Source organism: Paenibacillus sp. GM2FR, from assembly GCF_002803325.1.
In the GTDB taxonomy this organism is placed as follows: Bacteria; Bacillota; Bacilli; order Paenibacillales; family Paenibacillaceae; genus Paenibacillus_AQ; species Paenibacillus_AQ lautus.
Window position 1 is genome coordinate 1951883 of sequence record NZ_MKZM01000008.1, and the last position, 21280, is coordinate 1973162.

Annotated in this window: 20 protein-coding genes; 2 read left to right on the forward strand and 18 right to left on the reverse strand. The window is 48.7% G+C overall.

Annotated elements, in window-relative coordinates:
• Positions 1-51: 51 nt before the first annotated feature.
• The 11 genes from PAEVO_RS08930 to PAEVO_RS34225 all read right to left on the reverse strand — a co-directional run bounded on the left by PAEVO_RS08930 (position 52) and on the right by PAEVO_RS34225 (position 10985).
• Positions 52-927, reverse strand: a complete 876-nt coding sequence (locus tag PAEVO_RS08930) for a carbohydrate ABC transporter permease (RefSeq protein ID WP_100537231.1) — start codon at positions 925-927, stop codon at positions 52-54.
• Positions 928-978: 51 nt separating this feature from the next.
• A complete protein-coding gene (locus PAEVO_RS08935; RefSeq protein WP_100537232.1) occupies positions 979-1896 on the reverse strand; it encodes an ABC transporter permease in 918 nt (305 codons plus the stop codon).
• 207 nt (positions 1897-2103) lie between these two features.
• On the reverse strand, positions 2104-2877 hold the full coding sequence (locus PAEVO_RS08940; protein WP_100537233.1) for a response regulator transcription factor: 774 nt from the start codon (positions 2875-2877) through the stop codon (positions 2104-2106).
• A complete protein-coding gene (locus tag PAEVO_RS08945; RefSeq protein ID WP_133120316.1) occupies positions 2867-4672 on the reverse strand; it encodes a cache domain-containing sensor histidine kinase in 1806 nt (601 codons plus the stop codon). The genes PAEVO_RS08940 and PAEVO_RS08945 overlap by 11 nt, the downstream gene beginning before the upstream one ends.
• Positions 4673-5001: 329 nt before the next feature.
• Positions 5002-5607: an SGNH/GDSL hydrolase family protein gene (locus PAEVO_RS08950; protein WP_100537235.1), complete on the reverse strand. Its 606-nt coding sequence runs from the start codon at positions 5605-5607 to the stop codon at positions 5002-5004.
• Positions 5608-5713: 106 nt separating this feature from the next.
• Positions 5714-6613 (reverse strand): sensor histidine kinase, encoded by a 900-nt coding sequence (locus PAEVO_RS08955; protein ID WP_100539380.1) that lies wholly within the window; start codon positions 6611-6613, stop codon positions 5714-5716.
• A gap of 20 nt (positions 6614-6633) precedes the next feature.
• The gene (locus PAEVO_RS08960) at positions 6634-7398 is read right to left on the reverse strand and encodes an ABC transporter permease (protein ID WP_100537236.1); all 765 of its coding nucleotides are present in this window, start codon (positions 7396-7398) and stop codon (positions 6634-6636) included.
• Positions 7391-8314 carry an ABC transporter ATP-binding protein gene (locus tag PAEVO_RS08965; RefSeq protein WP_100537237.1) on the reverse strand — a complete coding sequence of 308 codons (924 nt, stop codon included), beginning with the start codon at positions 8312-8314 and terminating at the stop codon, positions 7391-7393. Before PAEVO_RS08965 ends, PAEVO_RS08960 begins: the two co-directional genes overlap by 8 nt.
• Positions 8311-9762, reverse strand: coding sequence for a serine hydrolase domain-containing protein (locus PAEVO_RS08970; protein WP_207797458.1), 1452 nt, complete (start codon positions 9760-9762; stop codon positions 8311-8313). Before PAEVO_RS08970 ends, PAEVO_RS08965 begins: the two co-directional genes overlap by 4 nt.
• Positions 9763-9852: 90 nt before the next feature.
• On the reverse strand, positions 9853-10548 hold the full coding sequence (locus PAEVO_RS08975; RefSeq protein ID WP_100537238.1) for a response regulator transcription factor: 696 nt from the start codon (positions 10546-10548) through the stop codon (positions 9853-9855).
• Between the two features lie 200 nt (positions 10549-10748).
• Positions 10749-10985, reverse strand: a complete 237-nt coding sequence (locus tag PAEVO_RS34225) for a protein-tyrosine phosphatase family protein (RefSeq protein WP_243390860.1) — start codon at positions 10983-10985, stop codon at positions 10749-10751.
• Between PAEVO_RS34225 and PAEVO_RS34230 the strand changes: the two genes are divergently transcribed.
• A complete protein-coding gene (locus PAEVO_RS34230; RefSeq protein WP_243390883.1) occupies positions 10871-11176 on the forward strand; it encodes a hypothetical protein in 306 nt (101 codons plus the stop codon). The two genes, PAEVO_RS34225 and PAEVO_RS34230, sit on opposite strands and share 115 nt — an antisense overlap.
• 57 nt (positions 11177-11233) lie before the next feature.
• Here PAEVO_RS34230 and PAEVO_RS08985 read toward each other — a convergent pair whose 3' ends face one another.
• Positions 11234-11524, reverse strand: a complete 291-nt coding sequence (locus PAEVO_RS08985) for a hypothetical protein (protein WP_243390692.1) — start codon at positions 11522-11524, stop codon at positions 11234-11236.
• 960 nt (positions 11525-12484) lie between these two features.
• Positions 12485-13300, reverse strand: a complete 816-nt coding sequence (locus PAEVO_RS08995) for a phytanoyl-CoA dioxygenase family protein (RefSeq protein WP_100537240.1) — start codon at positions 13298-13300, stop codon at positions 12485-12487.
• A 120-nt stretch (positions 13301-13420) separates the two neighbouring features.
• On the opposite strand from PAEVO_RS08995, the gene PAEVO_RS09000 reads away from it, so the two are divergent.
• Positions 13421-14218, forward strand: a complete 798-nt coding sequence (locus PAEVO_RS09000; RefSeq protein ID WP_100537241.1) for an AraC family transcriptional regulator — start codon at positions 13421-13423, stop codon at positions 14216-14218.
• A 72-nt stretch (positions 14219-14290) separates the two neighbouring features.
• On the opposite strand, the gene PAEVO_RS09005 is transcribed toward PAEVO_RS09000, so the two are convergent.
• From PAEVO_RS09005 to PAEVO_RS09025, 5 genes are all read right to left on the reverse strand, one after another.
• Positions 14291-15808: an extracellular solute-binding protein gene (locus tag PAEVO_RS09005; protein WP_347708105.1), complete on the reverse strand. Its 1518-nt coding sequence runs from the start codon at positions 15806-15808 to the stop codon at positions 14291-14293.
• 32 nt (positions 15809-15840) lie between these two features.
• Positions 15841-16701 carry a carbohydrate ABC transporter permease gene (locus PAEVO_RS09010; RefSeq protein WP_100537242.1) on the reverse strand — a complete coding sequence of 287 codons (861 nt, stop codon included), beginning with the start codon at positions 16699-16701 and terminating at the stop codon, positions 15841-15843.
• Complete coding sequence (locus PAEVO_RS09015; protein ID WP_279300467.1) at positions 16695-17597, reverse strand: ABC transporter permease; 903 nt, start codon at positions 17595-17597, stop codon at positions 16695-16697. The genes PAEVO_RS09010 and PAEVO_RS09015 overlap by 7 nt, the downstream gene beginning before the upstream one ends.
• Positions 17598-17880: 283 nt before the next feature.
• Positions 17881-19662, reverse strand: a complete 1782-nt coding sequence (locus tag PAEVO_RS09020; RefSeq protein ID WP_100537244.1) for a sensor histidine kinase — start codon at positions 19660-19662, stop codon at positions 17881-17883.
• A gap of 41 nt (positions 19663-19703) precedes the next feature.
• The gene (locus tag PAEVO_RS09025) at positions 19704-21248 is read right to left on the reverse strand and encodes a response regulator (protein WP_100537245.1); all 1545 of its coding nucleotides are present in this window, start codon (positions 21246-21248) and stop codon (positions 19704-19706) included.
• Positions 21249-21280: the final 32 nt, after the last annotated feature.

Genomic DNA, 21280 nt, shown 5'->3' on the forward strand with positions numbered 1-21280 from the left:
ATTCGTGAACCGCTTGTTCCGACTCCTAACTTTATCCCGCGTTATGATGCGTTACTCTTTGATAGCACCTAATGTAACGCCGGCTGAAAAATGTCGCTGCAAAAATGGATATACCAGCATAATCGGCACCATGGTTATGATGACGCTTGCCATTTTGATCCCGTCAGGGTACCCCTGATTGAGCTGCGACATCATGGCCGCGCCCATATCGTCCCTGGCCATCTTGGTTACGTCTGCCAGCATATTCCTTAGAAACAGCTGCATGGGATGTTTATCGGTGTCGGTCATAAACAGCATCGCATTATACCATTCATTCCATCTGGCAACTGCGTAAAACAAGGTAATCGCAGCAATCGTCGGCTTGGAAATCGGAATAACGATGCGAATGAGAATATACAAATCATTCGCCCCGTCGATCTTGGCCGACTCCTCGAGGCTAGGCGGGATCGTGCGGAAGTGATTGATCATGACGATCAAGAAGAAGGTGCTGACAGCTACGGGGAAAATCATGGCACCATAATGATTGATCAAATGCAGGCCTTTAATCGTCAAATAATACGGAATGAGTCCTCCCGAGAACAGCATCGTGAACACAATGCCTGCCATCATGATGGAGCGGCCGGGCATGGATCTCTTGGACAAGGCGTAAGCTCCGCATGTGGTAACCAGCATATTAACCGATGTTCCGAACACCGTGACGATGAGGGAGTTCAACAGTGCCTTCCCGACATAACTGCCGTCAAGCAGCATTCGGTACGAGCTGAGATTGAAGCTGGTGGGAATTAAATAGAACTGCTGCTTCACGACCGCCGCCGGATCGGCAAACGAGGTGATGAACACATTGTAAAAGGGCAAAATGGTCAAGATGGCCATCAGCATCAGCAAGACGTGAATAACGTAATCGGCTCCGTTCGCTTTCGGTTTCATTGGCGTCCTCCTTTCAGCCGAAGTACAAGCAGCAACGTAGATTCGAGCGCTTTAATAGAGTCCATCCTGACCCAACTTCTTGGCCGCCCGGTTTGCCGCTACAAGCAGTCCAAGATTGATGATGGATTTAAACAAGCCGACGGCCGTTGACGTCCCATAACTGTCGCCGACCGAAAACGTCCTTCGGTAGACATAGGTATCGAGAATATCCGCTTTTTCATAAACAGCCGGATTGTACAGATTAAAGATTTGGTCGAAACCGCTGCCCCCGGAGCTCATTGTATTTCCGATTTGCAGAATCAACAGAATCACAACCGTGCTTTTGAGTGACGGCCACGTAATATAACGCATCTGTTGAAATCGATTGGCTCCATCGATGCTGGCGGCTTCGTAAAGTGACGGATTGATTCCAGCGATAGCCGCCAAATAAATGATCGTCCCCCATCCCATATCCTTCCAAATGCTGCTGCCGAACAACAGGCCCCGGAAGGATTCCGGATCTACCAGCAAGTTGACTTTTTCGAACCCCGCCATGTCCAGCAGTTGATTCAGCACGCCGAACGAGCCCAGAAAATTAACGAGAATTCCGCTGACGATAACCCAGGATAAAAAGTGAGGAAATGTATAAACGACCTGATAAAATTTCTTTAGTCTCGCCTTTCGGACCTCGTTCAAAAGCAGAGCAACCACAATCGGTACCGGAAATTCGAAGATAAGCCGGCCCAGTGCAATGATGATCGTGTTACGGAAGGCGGTCCAAAAATCATCCAGCAAAAAGATCTCCCGAAAATTAGCTAGTCCAATCCATTCGCTGCCCCATACACCCTCGGCGAAATTAAACTCCTTGAAGGCAAGCTGCAGGCCATACAGTGGCACATACTCGAACAGTATGTAGAACATCAGCAGCGGGAACACGAGCAAGTACATGTATTTATGCTCCACCATCCGCGCCCATAAGCTTTTCTCCATCGCATCGGCCCTCTCTTTCGTTGCGTTATCTTTCAATGATCCAAGTATACGGTGCGACGCTGTCAAACCATATGTACGATCCTCAGCTATACTATGTACTTTTCTAATATCATTCGTTCAAAGCTTTCGTCTCAAATTTGTTCAGTCGCACGAAAAAGGCCCGGACACACTAGGTGTTCCGAGGCATTCAGCGGGGCTTACCCGAATCTATGGTTTTGTCGATGCATCAATGGATCGGTACTCGGTCGGCGTCAAGCCCGTATGCCGCTTAAACATTTTTGCGAAATAGAAATAGTCTTTGTACCCGGCCCGTTCAGCCACCTCGCGGACGGATAAGGGACTGTTGAGCAATAAGCCGCAAGCGTGCTCCATTCGGATATCGTTCAGAAATTTCGTAAAATTAACCCCGATTTCCCGCTTGAACAGCGAACTTAAGTAATTGGGATGGAGAAAGAACTGTCTGGAAATATCCTGTACCGTTAGAGGGTCTCGGAAATGCTCGCGAATGTACTGCTCGATAGAGCGAAGTGTATCGTCCCCCGATCGCGAATCTGCAATGTCCGGGATCTCGGGAGATGGTAAAATGGCTTCCGGCTGTTTGTCCCGCTTCAGGCGATTCTTTAAACTCTGCAGCACCTCGGTTATCTCATCGTTCTGAAACGGTTTAAGGATATATCCACCGGCCCCGTAATGCATAGCTTGCTTGGCATACTCAAACTCTGCGTATCCGCTGGCGACCACGCAACAGACCCCGGTCTCTTCCTCATACAGCTTGCGGATCAATTCGATCCCGTTCATGCCCGGCATCCGAATATCAATGAACGCAACATCCGGCCGATGGTGCTTCATTTGTCGATAGGCATCCAGCCCGTTGCAGGATTCCCCCACAATCTCATAACCGTGAGACGTCCAATCCAGCATACGTTTCAAGCTTTCCAAGATCCATGGTTCATCATCTGCAAGCCAAACTTTATACTGCATTCGTCATACCTCCACACGGAACCTTGATAACTACTCTAGTTCCATTCGACGGTTCGCTTTCGACCGATACGATGCCGTACGCCGGCCCATAGGCATATCGGATTCGGTTGTTTACGTTTAACATCCCGATAAATTTTATATCCGAGGTTAGATCCGGGCCAGACTTGTCCTCTATATGAGTGCGGATCTCATCCAGCTGGGCAGGCTCGATGCCAACACCGTCGTCTTGCACCCATATCAGCATACTGCCACCTTCGATCCGGCTTCCTACCGTTAGGCGGCAGCGCTCAAGGCTCGGTTCGATTCCATGGAACACCGCGTTCTCCACCAGCGGCTGCAGGATCATCTTGATGACCGACACCCGCAAGCTTCGCTCATCCACATCATAAACAACGTCAAACCGATCCTGGAATCGAATTTGTTGAATTCGGATATAGGCGTTGACAATCGCAAGCTCCTCCTCGAACCGAACATCATCCCCGCCTTTGATGCTGTAACGGAAGATGAGTCCAAGAGAATCCGTCATTTCCCGAATCTCGGGAACATTCTTCACATATGCGATTCCTTTAATGGTTTCGAGCGTATTGTATAGAAAATGGGGATTAATCTGATTCTTTAAAAATTGCAGCTCCGCTTGCTTCCTAAGAAGCTTAAGCTCATAAATATATGTTTTTGAATCGACAAGTTTCGCAGCCAGATCGTCAATCTCATCGAGCAGTGTATTGAACTGCCTGGCCATGATGCTAATCTCCGCATACCCGTCAAGCGATACACGCTTGTTGGGATTATCTAATCCTTGCGATCGCAGGCCGCTGATTATTTTCATGAAGGCACGGATCGGGTTGAGGATGTTGCGGCTTATAGCGGTGTAGAAAGCATATAAGATTACAACGGACAACGCAAAGATGCCGAGAACAAGGACTAGCATATCCTTTAATCCGCTGAAGAGGTCAGCCGTTTCGAATACGCTGATGATGCTTCCGCCGATCGCCGGCACCGGCCTGGCATGCAGGATGAAATCTCCCTCTTCGTTCTGAAACTTAACGGGCTCACCCTCCTTGACTTGAAGCGCTTGAGCTACCTCCTCTGCCATCCCGCCAATCGGTTGGCCGATGCTGGAAGCATCGTTGCTGGTCACCACGATTCCGTTACGATCCAGTACATAAAATTTCCCTGCAAGATGGGTCGACATCGAGCCGAGCTGAGGTGCGATCGCATCGGCCTCCAGAACGATGACGGCATATCCGATTTTTTTCCCGATTGTCACAACGTTTTTCTTATCATACACAGGCGTCCCCACATACACCACATTTTTTGTCGGACTTGAGAGCTTAAAGCGGTAAAGTCCAGAATAATACGCGTTAGTCTGGTCGGGAATATCGGAAAAGGGGATATAATCCTTGCAATTTACGCAATTATAGAAGCCTCCCCCTACCGTGGAGAGGAGCACGATCCTGTCAATTCCCTGCTTCATGGACTGAAGATTAACAAGCAGTGCTTCAACCCCTCCCTGCAGTTCGAACTGAGCCAGGCGCTCGCGCTCCATTAAAAACCGCTGAATCGTCTCATTATAAGCGATATTAGGCAAAATGCGGTTAATGGAGTCGGCGTTATCCGCGATATTTTTCTGAATCGTTGATATCAGCTCCAGGGTATATTCGCTGTTCCGTTTATACGTGATTCCCCGCATTTGGTCGTAGCTCCATAGAAAAGTTCCGAACAATAACAACAGCATGGCTGCACCGATTGTAAGCAGCTGAACGCGGATGGAATACTTCCGAAGTAAAGTGATCACGCGTGCTCCTTTCGTTTCATGGAAGATATTTCCCTGCAAGCGGAGGAGAGCCCGCTTATTAGGATTACGGAACCTATCCCTTTTCAATTCAGTATTCTAGCACATGCTAATCCTTTACCATATATATCATAAGGTTTATCTTCCCCTGTGCTGAAAGCAACATCCGAAGGGAAAACGAGTTCCTGCTGATCAAATCGATCCACTAGCATGCCCGTTAGTTGAACAAAAGCAGCTGATCACGTTTGGCCAGCTGCTTTAATGGTTTTATTAAGCTACCGTTACCGGTTACCGTAATGATTTCTATTCCCAATGATTAATACCTCGTGTTGCTACAACCAGGTCTTCACGATTTCGGCAAGCGTTATTGTAGTCGAGCCCTCGTCCGAAGGGTGAATTCCATCCGGAATAAGCCTGTCGAATTCGGCGGGGTTCTCGTCTAGCATCCTCCGCCAAACCGGGTAATGATCTATGAGCAAAAGTCCGCGCAAGCGAGCCGTATCTCGGTACACCTGATAATATTGCTCAATCAGAGGGCGAATTTCTAGGTGTTCCCGAACCGGCGGATTCATGGTCATCAACAGAATTTCGCAATTCTTGTTGGCAGCACGTAATCGATCAATAAGAGCATTCAGGTTTTCACCGCATTTCGTAATGCTCGTCTGATAAGGCAAATACGAGTCATTTATAGCGAATTCCAGAAAAACGGCGTCGGGAGCGAAAGCGATTACACGTTCCTCCAAATGTTCAACTCCCCAGCCCGACCATTGTGCAGCTTTGGCGCTGTTGGTCAACTTAACTTGTCCCGGAAACCGGCGATCCAGAATTTCCTTTAATCCGCTGACCCAAGCGCCGCCTTCGGTTAGACTCGTTCCATAAACGACGATGTGCTGATGTTTGCCGTTTTCCAAATTGCTGATTGTTGCCGATAGGCTCATACCGCTCAGCTCATCCTTCCATTTCTGATTTAGATAAATTTTTTTGCTTATTCTATTCGCCCGTGAGTCACGCAATCCTGCCCGTTAGAATTCCTGTAAATACGAATCAGCTTCGTTTCCACTCGCATCTCATCTCCAAGCATCCATCTTGGAGCCTAGCAGTCAATCGCCCGTTCATCTTTAACATGAGACTATAGGCAATGGATAACCCCAAACCAGTTCTGCGGCTCGATCTTGACCGATCCGCTGTGTAGAAGCGATCAAACAGTTTGTCTATGTCTTGCTCACTTAAGTTGTCCGCTTGATTCTTGATGATAAGCAGAATATTCCCTTCATTCTCCTTCAAACTAATCGCTACAGTGCCTGTCGTATGACGGATCACATTACTGATTAAATTTTCGAATACACGTTTGACTGCAGACGGATCCACTTCGGCAATGAGCGGTTCATCCGTTATTTGTAGGTCGGGTTCTATTTGGTTCTCAATAAATTGATCATAGAAACCGGTCAGCACCTCCCACAACAATGCATTCATTTGCACCGGTTCAAGCTTAAGGTGATACTCTGTAGATTGCACAAGAGACAACTCGAAAAACTCATGCAGTAAGGTATGTAATCGATCAGCAGTGGCTCTGATAATAGACATATACTCCTGTCGTTTCTCGTCCGTGACAGTACTGACTTCCAATAATTTGGTATATCCGATAATAGCCGTTAGCGGTGTTCTCAAATCATGGGACATATTAGCGATCGCTTGTCTCAATTCGCGATCACTGCGTATTCGATCCCTGTTCGACTGGACCGCCAGATCGATTAATTGATTGATATTTCCAGCGAGCTCTTCGATATCTTTGTCCAGTAAAGCAATATCGACCTTCTTCCCGCTCAAGCCTTGATGAAAACGTCCGACCTGGGCCGATAAACGTCTCATTTCTTTCTTGATCCACGCAAGACGAAGGAGAAAAATGAACATAAGCAGAACTGCAGTGATCGTTACATAGATCATTTTTCTCCACCTCACGGCCATTATTTAATCTCTTTCCTGTTAAACACCAATTTCCCGCACAACATCAGAACTAGAAGGGTGCTTATTCCAACCGACAAAGACTGGATGATATCAGCGTCGGACATCCTGATTCGGAAGGAATCAATAAGATGATGGAACATTGAATAATGATACAATGTTTCCAAGATCCCCGGTAGCGGTCTCAGAACTTCTGCTACGGAAATGAATAATGCGATTACGACGGAGGTAATTATGGTTTTCCCGCTATCTTCCACAAGCAGCGCGATCAGCATCAATAAGGCAACAAGGGCCATCAAATGAATGAGGAACAAACCCAGTGCTCTTGCCAAGTAGCCCAATGCCGACGAGTTTGTCATTTCTCCAAATCCAAACAATAGCTTTCCGCCCATGATTACAATTAACGGGCACACCACAGCCAGAATCACGGAACCGAGTGCCAATATGACGAGCTTAGCTAAAAAGATATGACTTCTGCGATTCCCGCTCATGACCATGTTCTTGACGACCCCTATTGTAAAGTCATTCGCAACAAAAAATCCGGCCAATGTGCACAAGAATAACATGAAGTAGAACGGGGTTGTAGCCAGCGCAAGGGATGAGAACTGCTCCAGTCCCGCATCCATGAACAAGTTATTCATCTTCCACCATCCGATGGTGATTAAATAGTGCATGAGGGCAAAAACAACGGTCACCGTGATGGTCAGTGTCCAGAATACTTTATTCTTGCTGAGTTTGAACAGCTCCGCACGTAATAAATTAATCATGAAGTTCTCCCCCGACCCGTTTGGTAAAATAACTTTCCAAGTCATCCCCGCCTGGCGCAAAATATTCGATGACCAGACCGCTGCTTGTCAAAGCCATTGATACCCTTCTGACATCGTGATCGAGGCTGTAAAGCTTGATCGTGCCATCCTGCAAAACTTCATAATCGGGTGTGCCCAGTTCCATTTCGAGAACCGTTGCTGCTTTGCTTGGATCATCGACCCGGATACGAAGATGCTGTCTGCACTTCTCATTTAAATCGTCATGGGTCAATTGCTCCAACAGTCTGCCTCTATGAATAATGCCGTACTTCGTTGCCATCTGATGAAGCTCGCTCAAGATATGGCTGGAAATCAGAATCGTTAGTCCCATCTCGCGATTCAGCCTCTTGACCAGCTCTCTAAGCTCCACGATGCCTCCTGGGTCAAGGCCATTTGTCGGTTCATCAAGTATAAGCAGCTCCGGGTCACCCAGCAAGGCGATAGCCAGCCCCAATCGCTGCTTCATGCCGAGTGAAAAGTTCTTTACCTTCTTCTTCCCCGTATCCTGCAGTCCGACGAGCGCAAGCGTCTTCGCTATGCACGCCTTGCCGGGGATCCCCCGGAGCAATCGATGGACTTCCAGATTATCGTGGGCCGACATATCGGGATGTAATGCCGGGCTTTCAATGATCGCTCCTACGCGCTTTCGGGCTTCAATCAACCCCGCTTCATTGCTTTCCCCGAACAAGCTGACGGTTCCGCTCGTTGGCCGGGCCAGCGCGGTCACCATGCGCAGTAACGTACTTTTGCCTGCCCCGTTCTGCCCGATAAAACCGTATATATCACCTTTTTCGACAACCATGTTAACACGTTCAAGGGCGGTCTGTTCTTTGTATTTCTTTGTCAGGTCGATCGTTGTCAAAACAGGTTCCTTCACTGGGAGATACCCCCTCTGATCCGATGATACATTCGTGTCCCGGTGATGGACACGGCACATAGGAAGATGACGAACAATAGAATCGCCAAGGCCGGCCACAGGCGGAATACATCCAGGATCGTCGTACTGTTATCCTGTAATTCCGGGACGATAAACAGTAACCAACCGATCCCCGCGATCGGAATGATTTGCGGGATTAACCGCAGATAATAGCGTAGAGCTGAATAGTGTCGGCGTCGATCGGACCACTTCTTGCCGCGCAGGATCCCCCTGATTCCCAAACCAGCATACAGCAACGTCAGTAATCCAACGGAGAAATCAATAATTGTCGGTATTGGTGTCTTCACTGTGTGCGCTTGTCCTTCGGTGAGTCGGATAATGCCGTCGCTTATCGCATACGCATGCTCGAAAGTGGTGGTGAAGCTATTAAGCATGACCGCTACTGCATAACCGCTCTCTGGTACGATGGTTTGTTGAGCCTGATAGCTGGATAAGGCTCCGCTATGCTGCACGCGTTTCGGCGCGATATCCGAAGCGCTGAGCGACCAGCCTAGTCCATAATGCTCGCTTCCGGGTTGCGGGGAATAGGAATCGTCCAGCAAGGATTCGGATAATAATCTTTCTCCGGATGCGCTTACGCCGTTACGGGTGTGCATCGCAAGCCATTCTCCCATATCCGCCGCTGTCGTTACGATTCCCCCCGAACCGGTGAACATTTGCTCCATTTCGGATATGGAAATTGCCGTTCCGAAGGCCGTAACATACCCGCGCGGCAGCCCGGGAACCGAATCGCCAGAGTTCACGGGCGAGAGGGAATCGTCCATGCCGAGCGGAGAGAACACCTTCGTGTCTAGATACGCAGCGAACTCCATGCCGCTTACGTTCTCCACCAGCCATGCCAGGATCCAATAGTTCGCATTGCTATAGGAGTACCGCTCACCAGGATCGGACTGGAGCTGCCACTGGTGCACACGCTTGACGCCTTTTTCCAAGGTATCCGCCTTGGACACGATGGTCGGGGTGGATATCCCGGAAGTATGGCTAAGCAGATGGCGGATGGTGACTTGCCCGAATCTTTGGTCGTTCATCTTCAGATCGGGCAAATGCTGGACGATCGGATCGTCCAGTCCGAAAGCTCCTTCATCTATGAGCTGCAGTACGGCAAAGGCGGTAAATGATTTGGAGACGGAACCGATTCTTAGTAAGGAATGCTCCGTCAGGGGTTTTCCTTCGGAATCATGCCCATAGCCTTGCGCATGGGCGATCCCGCCATCCTTGACGATAACAATCGACGCGCCTGGCAGCCCGTTTCGATTCAAATAACGTTCAACATAGTCGTCCACTGCGCCCTTGTCGAGAACAGACGCGGCATGGGTTGACGGAGGAAGATACAGAAACGGGGCCAAAAGCGCTATTGTTGCTATTACTGCGATTAAAATCTTTTTCATTGCACATTCTCCCTATACGATATGATGTTCTTTCATTCTAAACATCAGATCCTAATAGGATATTAACCAACATCTTAAGAAATCATTAATTCATCCTCTCAACCGATATCCCATTCCCCAGATAGTCTCAATATACTCGGCCTCCGGGTTTGCCTGCGCTAGCTTCTTTCTTAAGTTGCTCATATGTACCGTAATTGTGTTGTCATCACCCAAGTAGGCGTCCCCCCACACCGCTTCAAATAGATTCTGCTTTGTAAATACTTTCTTCGGATAAGACATGAGGAGTTCCAGCACTGTAAATTCCCTCGCAGTCAGCACCACATCGGAACCGTTAACCGTGACCGCCTTCGTATCGCTATCCAAATGAATGTCCTTGTACGTCAATTGACGGATCAGATCAGGTTCTGCTGCACGTCTATATCTGCCGAGATGAATGTCGATTCTGGCCGCTACCTCTTCCACATCAAATGGCTTAGTAATGTAATCGTCCGCTCCCATTCTTAGAACGGCGACTTTGGACTGCTGCTCGTTTTTGGCCGATATAATGATAACCGGCAGGCGGCGATCCGGTCCCAACTTCCGAAGGATTTCTTCCCCGGCAAGACCGGGAAGCATCAGATCGAGCAATACCATGCTCCACTCCCGATCATTGGCCAAATACAACAAAGCTTCTGTGCCGGAAAAAACCGGCTGCGGTACGTATCCGCTATTGGTTATGATTTCGCATAATAACTGATTAATTTCATTATCATCTTCGATAACCAATATTTTTATTGTTCCATTCATAGCATTCACTCCATTAATCGAGACTCTTTCCGATGGTTTCGAGATGTTCTCCTTGACCGTGCAGAATACGTATGATTTCCCTTATCCGACTGCCTAACATCAAATCGATATTAGTATTCTATGATTATATAGTTCGATCACTTTACTTAAAAATCCCCCCATTTATCTTCTCTATTATGTAGGATAAACCATGCAGGACCTCAGAAACGAGAGACAAAGCGGCGTTGCCAAGGCGTCTCAACAGCACGCGGTGTGTAGTGCTGGCGAATATAGTCGACAGCTTTATGATTTGGTAAGCCATCAATCACAGCGAGACAGGCTAATGCAGTACCCGTTCGTCCAATCCCTCCCCCGCAGGCGATTTCAACCCGTTCAACTTCAGAGCGAGTCCATGCTTCGCGAAGCGCGTCGGCGGCTGCAAGCTTGTTTTTTGGCAGCCAGAAGTCCGGCCAAGGAATCCAGCGGCTATCCCAAGCAACCGGCGCTGGTGGTCGCCCGAGCAGATAGAGTGCAAAAGTGGGTTGAAGCCCTTGGGGAAGAGGATGACTTAGTGCTCGGCCGCGGACAAGTCGACCTGAAGGAAGGCGCAGCACGCCTGGCGATTCGGGGTTCCATGTATCATTCATAATGTCACTCTCCTAAGGAAAAATTTTAGAATCAGGATAACATCTTCTTTGCTTAAGGATTAATAAGTTACACGTTTAATCACAAAAATACTTTCATCAAACAGTCCACTTGTAATTAGATGTGGCGGACGTTTGGAACGAATTTCTGGATCCGGATGTTGTTCTGAACCAAATGTAAACTCTACAGGCTGATTCCCTTTAACTTCTACAAAGACATCCAAACCTTGTTTTGGAATACCTGCTTGTTTGTAATAAAAAGTTTCCATTGATTTAGCTATGGTAAAGGATTCTTCACCAACTTTTATTTTTTGAACACGACCACCAGGTATGGACAGATACATGTTTTGCACATCGGTTCCACCTGTAAATCGAAAATGAATGATTTTATTTCCTTGTTTTGTCTCTGTCTTTACTAGCTTTATTTATGGTATTTGTAATATATTGGTTGTTAGTCATAATTGATCCCTTCTTAATGTTATTGGATTGCTTTTTACATGCGATTTGCTATGAAGCATACGATTAATTTTTTGAATGTAATACGCCTTCAGAAGGGAATTGGGTACAACTCAGTTCCATGGTTGTAAATATCATATTGAATAAGAAAAAAACAAACCAATGGTTTATCTTACATTTACCTTACTTTACGGTAAGGTAGGTTATTTAGAAAAAAGTACGCACTGTCGTCCCTTTGCCAATAAGGAAGGTCCTAATTAAAATTTTAAGGGTCAAGCGTGCGCCCACAGGCTGAAGCCCGGGCAACCGGCACGCCGCCGCTCCCTCATATCCGGACGGAGATCCGCGTAAAAAAAGACAGCCCTAATGGGCTGCCTTCATTCCCTCGCTATGAGACTCTTACTTTTAAATAACGCTTCTCGTTATGTCTAGCGAATCTGTTTAAACGAAACTACCGTTTGGGCTAGTAGCCGAAAAGAGTTTTGATCAAATTACAATACAGGATATATCCGACAAAGCTAATGTAGGTCGAAGACCTCCTAATCATGAGTAATATCTACGTTCGATTTGTCGCTCGTAGCATCCCATGTTCATGAACACTTAGCAGTTAGCTATATTTCTAAACGTATTATATTATTCTGCCCGTTAGTTTAATAAATGGGCGTCTACCGTCGTTGATGAAAAATGTATCGAGAATGTTATTCCGTTCTTGTCTTGTTCTTGACAATTAGTGAATATGAGGCAGAACCCCCTCCAGATAAGGGCAGTCAGCTCAATACAATTGCGGATTTGCTGAATCGGAAGCGATATTGACTACAGTCATCGTTCATCCTTCCCATTCGAATGGATCGTGATAGCTACTGCGAGGATGGATGGATCAGCATGGATTTGAGAGGCACCATCGAATCCTGCGGAACGTAATAATTGAATTTGTTTTCGCTGATCTGCCCAAGCAGCTGGCGGCGTATCGGATCGGCGTCCTTCAGCAGGCTCTCAGACGCCGAATGATAGTCGATTGGACGCATCCAGATCGGGCTGTAGCCGAGGAACAGCTGTCTTCTTGTGAATGCGGAACGATTCGGCGAACCAGCATGCCACAAGTTTTGGGCGAACACGAAGACGTCACCTGGTTTTCCGCACACTTGTACCTCCCCGTCAAGCTGCTGGCGCACATCCTTGTGATTCGGGTTGTACGGCTGCTTGTGACTGCCCGGAATCACTTTCGTATTGCCGCGATCCGGCTCCGACATATCGCTCAAAATATAGCAAACCTTAATATAATAGGTTGCTGTCAAGCCGTTAATGACAGGAAACTGCGGATGCGGACCGTCTTGATGCCAATCGATAAAGCTGTGCGTGGCCGTTTGGGCTTCGCTTGGATTCGGTTGTCTGATCGTGAGGTGGGAGATGTGAAGCTGAATGTTGTGGCCAAGCAAATTAACGATTAATGGAAGAATGGCAGGCTGATCGATTAATGCAGCGATCTCGGCATGGCGTTCTACGCTGTTATAAATATTATGTGAAAGCGCTTCTGGTTCCATCAAGACAATTTCGTCGATCGCGGCATTCAGCCGGCTCACCTGTTCCTGCGACAAAATATCTGGTATAACCAAATACCCCTGTTCATGAAATTGCTCCATTAATTTCGTTATTTCCAAATGGGCTGTCTTCATCCTTTATACCTCCTACTTGTATTTTATTTAATTATATTTGGCGAACCATCATGTTATAATGTAAGAAAAATCGATTTTCCTTGTATATAATTTCAATCTATGAAAAGGTGTTGTCATGCAATGGAGTTCAGCCGATTTCTGGATCCCGATCTGCAATACCATGTCTACGTGAAGGATACCCCTCAATTTCAGAAAACGCATGACACGTATGATAATTGGGCGTTGTTCATCGTCGAAGAAGGCGCTTTTAATTACAGAATGGGCAGCCAAAGCGGAAGGGCGGTCAAGGATGACATCGTGTTATGCCCGCCCGATCTAACCTTCTACCGGCAAACGGATGGTTTGTCGTTCCATCTCATGGGGTTTCAATGGATCAATTCCCTAGAGGAGCCGCCGCGAGCGGCCGATTTTCCGACTTTCGGCAAACTTCGGCTATTGAACAACAAACGCTTCCAATCCACCCTCTCTCAATTTCGCGAAGCCCAATACTTGCATGCAGGGATTGGTCATACGTACAAGAAACATCTTCTCAGGGATCTGCTCTATTTGCTTCAGATCGAGCAATCCGAGCAGCATACGATGACCTTGTTCAGCGAGGATCCGACCCTTGGGCGAGCCCTGCATCTGCTTCAGCAGCAAGCAGAATTCGGCCTATCGTTGAAGTCGGTCGCTGTGGAGCTTGGTCTTACCCAGGTTCAGCTGACAAGACTGTTTACACGCGAGTTCCGCATAACGCCAAGCGCCTACGCGACTAATCTTAGAATGGACAAGGTGAAGCAGCTCCTTGTATACTCTTCGCTTACCCTTGCCCAAATCGCTGAGCACTGCGGATTTACCGACGAACATCATTTAAGCAAAAGCTTCAAAAAGCTGTGCGGCGTCAATCCTTCGTCGTACCGAAAAACACATAGCGTATGATAAAACAGGCCGACCTGCATCGAATGAGGTCGGCCTTTCGTTCCCGTTATTTAGTCCCCGTAACCGAGCGCCTTAAGCTGTTCCATGGCGCTGTCCACTAACGCTTTGTAGTTCATAGACGTTTCCAGCGTCTTGATAAAGGTCATCATATTCGGTCAATGGACGTTTATCGTAGATGAACTTCGCGATCTCCTCTTCCATGTACCGGTTCGCATCGGCTGGGTTATATCCCTCTGGATTGTCGATAAATCCGTTCAATGCTTCAATACGGGGTTGATCGTTCGCGAATTCGATTGCAGCCGATTGAGCGGCGAACTTCGCCTGTAAATATTCCATTTCCGGTCTGCCAGTGAATTGGTACAGCCAGGAATGACCAACCTCGCCCGCTTTGTCCGTCATCTTCGGCTTGCCGTCCTCAAGTGTGAAGTGCGTATCCTTCACCCCGAACTGCACGAGCATTGAGCCTCCGTCCGGATTCGAAATATAGTTGAGCAGATCGAACACCCGCTGCAGTTTCTCAGGGTCTTTCTCAAGCGCTTTCGGAATGGCATATCTCCCAGGCGCCGCGCCGATATCCCATGAACCGTCGAATTGTCCTCCTGTACCCGAAGGAGCGGCGGTTTGCAGCCATTCCGCATTCGGATTAACGGTTTTGATTTGTTCCACGAACTGCTCCTTCGTCATGTTCGGCCAATCAATATAGACGATGCCCGCCTGCCCTTTGATCGCCTTCTCTTGATGCTGCAATCCGCTATTGGCGAGCAGCTCCGGATCAACCGATCCGGATGCGGTCATGTCCTTAATAAAGGCCAAAGCATCCTTCATTGCCGGTTCATGCAGCGCATTGACGACTTTGCCGTCCTTCTCGTAGAAGTTGCCTGGCATTCCGACGCCGAAGGCTCCGAAAACGGTCGAGAATGCGCTCAGCTTGCCGCCCGTTAGACCGAAGGTGTCCGGCTTGCCATTTCCATCCGGATCGTTCTTCGTGAACGCTTCCGCTACGGAAGCCAACTGCTCCACGGTCGTCGGCACTTCCAGCTTCAGCTTGTCGAGCCAATCCTTGCGGATCCATAAGGTGTTGTAAGGGATTTGTGGAGATTTGGAGATGCTATATACTTTCCCGTCGACCATCCCCTTCTTGACGCTGTCCTCCCCTATGAACGCTACCGTTTGCTCCAGCTTATCCATATGCGGCGTCAGATCGAGCAGCAGCCCTTGCTTGGAAAATTGAATTAGCTGCTGCCGGTCGACCATGAACAGGTCGGGAAAGTTCCCCGAGGACATCCGAACGTTTAGTTGATTGTTGTAATCGTCCGCTGCTGGATACACGGTCAGGTTCAGGTCGATATTCAGCGCCTTATCCAATTCCTGCTTAATCATGTCTTTATCGGGCGACGGAAGATTGTTCCCCGTCTCGATAATGTCGAGCTTAACCGGTTTGCCGCTAGGCTGCTCTGTCGTTTCCGCTCCGGGCTTGGCGGTAGCGTCCGAATGGTTTCCCGGATTATCGCTGCTGTTCCCCCCCGAACAAGCCGTAAGCATGGCTCCCGCTAATGAAACGGCTACTAGCAAAGTCCCTAATTTCTTCATGATCTTAACCCCTCTCTGATTGGTTTCATCGGTTAACCTTTAATCGAACCAAGCAGCATCCCTTTTGTAAAATGCTTTTGAAGAAACGGATAGATCACGATGACCGGCAAACTCGCAATCATGACGGATGCCATCTGCATGGTCTGCGTCGGCATCATATTTTCCGCGTTCTCGAGCGGCTGCTGGCTTTGCATCAGAATCTCCCGGACGACGACCTGCAGTGGATACAGCGTGCGATCGGTCACATAAAAAATCGCTTGAAAAAACTCGTTCCAATGGCCGACCAGGTAAAACAAGCCAACCGTCAGCAAGACAGGTACGGAAAGCGGCGTAACGATTTGCAGCAGGATGCGGAACTCTTTCGCTCCATCCATTCGGGCCGACTCGAACAGCTCCTCCGGCAGCCCTTCAAAAAAGCTTTTCATAATAAGAACGTTAAAGCTCCAGACCGCATTGGGCAGAATCATCGCCCAGATAGAATCGAGCAGTCCCATCGACTTAACGACCAGATAGGTCGGAATAAGCCCTCCGCTGAACAACAAGGTGAACACGATCATGAGCAGAAAAAAGTTTCTTCCCGGCAAATTCCGGCGGCTGAGCGGGTACGCCATCAGTCCCGTCAAGACAAGATTGACCGCTGTTCCGATCACCGTAATGAGAACGGTTATTTGGAACGCCTTCGGAATATTGGACTCCGTCAGCAGCGTGCGGTAAGCGGAAAACGTAATTTCCTTCGGGAACAATATGAATCCGCCGTTACGCAGCACTTCTCCGAACGGAGTGATGGATACGGATACGACATAAAGGATCGGAAGAATGGCGACAAGTCCGCATAGTCCGAGAATAACGTATATAATTGTGTTGAAAATTTTATCATCGAGGCCTCTTACCATATGCCCTCACCCCATTTCTTAGCCACACGGTTAGCACCTAGCACAAGGATGAGTCCGATGACCGATTTGAACAATCCGACTGCCGACGCCAAGCTGAAATTAAGCTGCTGCAGACCGGTTCGGTAAACCCATGTGTCGATGATGTCCGCAACCGGGTACACCTGAATATTGTACAGAATGTAAATTTGATCAAAGCCTGCGTCTAGCAGATGGCCAAGCTTCAGAACGAACAGCAGGACGATAATGCTTCTAATGCCAGGAAGCGTAATATGCCAGATCATTCGCATTCGGCTCGCACCATCCACCTTCGCCGCCTCGTAAAGCGTCGGATCGATGCCTGCCATCGCGGCTAAATAGATAATCGCACCCCAGCCGAGATTTTGCCATACCTCCGATCCGACCAGTATGCTGCGGAAATATTCCGTCGAGGTCAGAAACGGGATCGAGCTTCCCCCCGCTTCTACAATCCAGCGGTTGATGAGACCGCCGTTCTGGGAGAAGAGCGTCAAAAGAATGCCGAAAATAATGACCCAAGACAAGAAGTGCGGCATGTAGGTCAGCGTTTGTACGATCGACTTCAGCCAGCGAACGCGGCATTCGTTCAGCAGTACGGCCAGCATGATCGGTGGCAGCGTCCCCCATAACAGCTTGTAGAGGCTGATCAACAGCGTATTGGTCAGCAGCTGGCTAAAGTAAGGCGACTCGTAAAAGCTCTGAAAATGCTTATAACACGGATCGACCCACGAGCTGCCCGTTATACCGTCCAGGATCGCAAAATCTTTGAAAGCGATAATGACTCCGTACATCGGGAAGTACCGAAATATGACAAAATAAATAATGCCGGGCAGCAGCATGACGTAAAAGGCTTTAAACCGCCAGGCTAACTTTAAAAACATGAGCAGCCTTGTCCGCGGAGATAACCGTATCCGAGGGGCTGGCGTTAGGCTATGATTGGCTTCCATCGTATCCCTCCCTAGTTTGAATGCGCTTCCAATTAAGGTAAGTATAAAGGTCCTGACGTCTACTCGATATACACAAAAACGTAAAAAATGTAAGCATTTCCTTTATCATCATTAACATCGATCATGGATCCATCTGCATCAATATCAACGATTAATGAATAAAGGCTGTCACGAATGGTCTGAAGAAACCACGTAACAGCCTTGATATCGTTTATGGTTAACGCCAAATACCTAATCGTTCGTCGCTTTCCGTCAGGGCGGGCATATCGACGCGGACAACAGTTCCTGCCCCCTCCGCGCTGCCGATCCGCAAGCCGTACGTCTCGCCGTGATGGATCCGAATCCGCTCATGCACGTTCCGCATCCCGATGCCCGTAAACCGGTACAAGGAGCGCTGCTCACCGTCCTGATTTTCCAACAGCAGCCTGCTCCGCTTCTCCCGCTTGATGCCTATCCCGTTATCGCGCACATAGAGTCTCAGAACACCCTTCCTCAGCCCGCCTTTCACAAGGATAAGCCCGCCGTGATTCGGCGTTAGTCCATGGAAGAGTGCATTTTCTACGAGCGGCTGCAGCGTAAGCTTAAGGATGCGATACTGCAGAAGGACAGGATTGATGTCAATCATAAACCGATATTGCTCCCCATAGCGCACCTGCTGAATATGCATGTACATTCGCAGCCCTTCCAACTCCTCCTCAAGGGATACGTATTCTGATTGCTTGTCGAAGCTGAAGCTTAACAGCTTGACCAGTGAACGAATCGTATCGCGTAGCTCGTCGATACGCTGCTGCTTTGCCAAGCTGCTTATGCAGGCAAGGGTATTATACAGAAAATGGGGCGCAATCTGGCTTCGCAGCATCTTCAGCTCGTATTCCTTCTTCTGCTCCTCCGCATTTTTCGTCTTTTGGAGCAGGCTCTGAATCCTCTCGAGCATGGCATTGTAGCTCTGCGTTAGCCTGCCGATTTCGTCCATTCTCGTAACAGGCAGCTTCGCCACAACCTCAAAGTTGTTAAGACGGTCCATCTTCTCGACAAATCGGCGAATCGGATGTGTGAACGATCGGCTGAGCAGATACGCACTGATCAGAAGCATAATGATCCATACGATACTCGCGGTCCGGTAGTTGTTGTTCAGCCTCTGAAGGTCCTGATAGAAATAATCCTCTTCGATGAACGCCGCAAGCGACCAGCCTAGACGGTTTTTGGTCGACTTCACGGCAACGAGCGGATTCAAGGAATCCCCTTCTATGCCGCTTACGCCGACTTTGAGCAAGGCGAGCTGCCCGCGAAAGCTCTCCTCCAGCTTCGGCGGATACGAGGCGGCTTGGAAGGGGAGCAGCTTATCTCGGGAATCCAGCCGATTAATGACGCTGCCTTCCTTCGTGAACAGTATATAAGATTGATAGATCATCGGCGCAATACGCTCCGTGAGCAAATCGAGATTAAGTTCGGCGACGACGACACCCTTCACCTTTTTGCCAGCATCCGCAATAGGCAGTACGTAAGCAAGCGTTCGCCCCGACATTGGCGAATCATAAGGTTCGCTCACGTTAATGGCCCCATAGTTAATAAGCGCCAGCTCATAGAGCTGATTCAGATTTGGATTGCCGATGATGTCATAAACGACCTGTGAGCTTGCAAATACTTGGCCGTCAGCTCGAATCATGTACAAAGTTCTGGCGATGGAGTTGTTAATTCCCGCAAACTTGCGAAGCGTCTCGACGGCTGCCACCTCATTTCCTTCCTCCAGCAAATCGGCGCGGGTCGAGAGTAGCAGCAGCATATTTTCCACATTGTCCAAACTTGCATCGATATATTGATTCGTCCGGCTGACGAGCAGCTCTGCATCGCGAATGACTTGATTCTGAAGCAGACTTTCAGCCTCGTTGAGGTTTCGCCATGCAAGCACTTGAACGAGCAGCAGCGTCACGATGAACAAATAAATAAACTGCTTGGTAGCGAGACCAAGGCTGGCATACCAATGAAACAGTTTCGTCATTATCCCCCTTCTTTCGCGCCCGTTCTCACGCTCCCGTGCTATCAGCCATTCCGTTTATAGTCCGTCGGCGATACCCCGGTCCAATTTCGAAACGTAACGGTAAAATAGCGGTAGCTCGGAATGCCGACCTCTTCCGCGACCTCATATACCTTCTTATTCGAATGCCTAAGAAGCTCAATCGCCTTCTCCATACGAAGACGGGTTATATACTGATTGACCGTACTCCCCGTTTCCTCGCGAAACAATTTGCTGATATAATGTGGGCTCAGCCCTACCTGCTCTGCGATAATGGGCAGCGAAATCGGCTCCTTGAGATGGTCTTTGATCCATTGCACCGCCAAACGAATCTCAAAGCGCGAACGCGACTTCCCTAGCTCGGCAGCTTCCATATCCTGAACCATATTGGCGATCATCTCAGCTAACGTTCCTGCGTCCATTAAAATCCCCATTCGGGCTGCGCTTAACTCAGCGCCCTCTTGCTGCCTGTGCCAATCAACCTGCCAATGGAGTATCCGTTCCTTCAGTTGACTTGGCTTCACTCGCTCTGCGATGCACCAATCCCTGAACTCGCCAAGCAAGCATTCCTTCAAGCTCGCAGGAGACAATGATGCTTTTCTAAGCATCTCGTTTAATTCCTTCGTTTTCTTTTCCGTCAGATCCGTTAGAGGCAACGAATGCTGCGCGTACACAGCGCTTTCCTCGGGACATCGGTCGTAAAACAGCGCAACTTTCCACTCGTTCGAATAGGCGAGCGCCGATACAATTTCTTCCTTCGATGTGAGCGGTTGGCTAAAAAGGGCATATGCTGTCGCCAACCGCTCCTGCTTGGTCTCTTCCCGATTCAACAGCTCCGTCAAATGTTGAACAACCGTGCGGAGTGACTCAAGAACAGCATTGGGAGAAGTTCTGCCTTCAAGCAGAACAAAATATTCCCGCTCCCTTACTGTCAGCCAAGTCAGCCAGTTTGGATCCCTTTTTTCCTGCTCGATCAGCCTCTGCTGAACCGTTTCCTTCACAGCTAGATAGGCTAATGAAGGAATGTCTAACATAAGCCGTACCAGTCGAATCGGACGATCTACACTTAGCGTCATCAGCTGCCAATCGGAGCCGGCTGGCTCTTGCCCATGAAGCAGCTTGCCGAACAAGGCGGTTTGCAGCTGCCTCTGTTCCCTTCTCGCATGCTCCTGCACCATGCGCTCCTTGACGACCGCAGCTCTCGCTTTGTCCATCGCCAGCTTAAGCTCTTCTTCCTCCAGTGACACCTTCAAAATATATTCAAGCGCTCCAAGACGGAGCGCTTCTTGTACGTAATGAAAGTCGCTGTGACAGGTTAACAATATGATCTGTACGTTCGGGTGCCGCTTCCGGAGCTCCCGAATGAGAGCAATACCGTCCATAACCGGCATCGTAATATCCGTTATCACGACATCTGGCGTGCGTTCAGCACATAGCTGCATCGCTTCCGAGCCGTTGCTCGCTTCCCCTATCCATTCGGCTCCGCATGCCTCCCATGGAAATATCCGAAGCTCTTGCCGCAGAGGAATTTCATCTTCGACGATCAATACGCCAAGCGGCTTTATGGCCATGATATCCTCTCCTTAATGCCCATAAAATGAAA

Coding starts and splice junctions, on each gene's coding strand:
- PAEVO_RS08930 (WP_100537231.1), bottom strand. CDS start 927: ATGAAACCGAAAGCGAACGGAGCCGATTACGTTATTCACGTCTTGCTG.
- PAEVO_RS08935 (WP_100537232.1), bottom strand. CDS start 1,896: ATGGAGAAAAGCTTATGGGCGCGGATGGTGGAGCATAAATACATGTAC.
- PAEVO_RS08940 (WP_100537233.1), bottom strand. CDS start 2,877: ATGCAGTATAAAGTTTGGCTTGCAGATGATGAACCATGGATCTTGGAA.
- PAEVO_RS08950 (WP_100537235.1), bottom strand. CDS start 5,607: ATGAGCCTATCGGCAACAATCAGCAATTTGGAAAACGGCAAACATCAG.
- PAEVO_RS08955 (WP_100539380.1), bottom strand. CDS start 6,613: ATGATCTATGTAACGATCACTGCAGTTCTGCTTATGTTCATTTTTCTC.
- PAEVO_RS08960 (WP_100537236.1), bottom strand. CDS start 7,398: ATGATTAATTTATTACGTGCGGAGCTGTTCAAACTCAGCAAGAATAAA.
- PAEVO_RS08970 (WP_207797458.1), bottom strand. CDS start 9,762: ATGAAAAAGATTTTAATCGCAGTAATAGCAACAATAGCGCTTTTGGCC.
- PAEVO_RS08975 (WP_100537238.1), bottom strand. CDS start 10,548: ATGAATGGAACAATAAAAATATTGGTTATCGAAGATGATAATGAAATT.
- PAEVO_RS34230 (WP_243390883.1), top strand. CDS start 10,871: ATGCAGTACCCGTTCGTCCAATCCCTCCCCCGCAGGCGATTTCAACCC.
- PAEVO_RS08995 (WP_100537240.1), bottom strand. CDS start 13,300: ATGAAGACAGCCCATTTGGAAATAACGAAATTAATGGAGCAATTTCAT.
- PAEVO_RS09000 (WP_100537241.1), top strand. CDS start 13,421: ATGGAGTTCAGCCGATTTCTGGATCCCGATCTGCAATACCATGTCTAC.
- PAEVO_RS09005 (WP_347708105.1), bottom strand. CDS start 15,808: ATGAAGAAATTAGGGACTTTGCTAGTAGCCGTTTCATTAGCGGGAGCC.
- PAEVO_RS09010 (WP_100537242.1), bottom strand. CDS start 16,701: ATGGTAAGAGGCCTCGATGATAAAATTTTCAACACAATTATATACGTT.
- PAEVO_RS09015 (WP_279300467.1), bottom strand. CDS start 17,597: ATGTTTTTAAAGTTAGCCTGGCGGTTTAAAGCCTTTTACGTCATGCTG.
- PAEVO_RS09020 (WP_100537244.1), bottom strand. CDS start 19,662: ATGACGAAACTGTTTCATTGGTATGCCAGCCTTGGTCTCGCTACCAAG.
- PAEVO_RS09025 (WP_100537245.1), bottom strand. CDS start 21,248: ATGGCCATAAAGCCGCTTGGCGTATTGATCGTCGAAGATGAAATTCCT.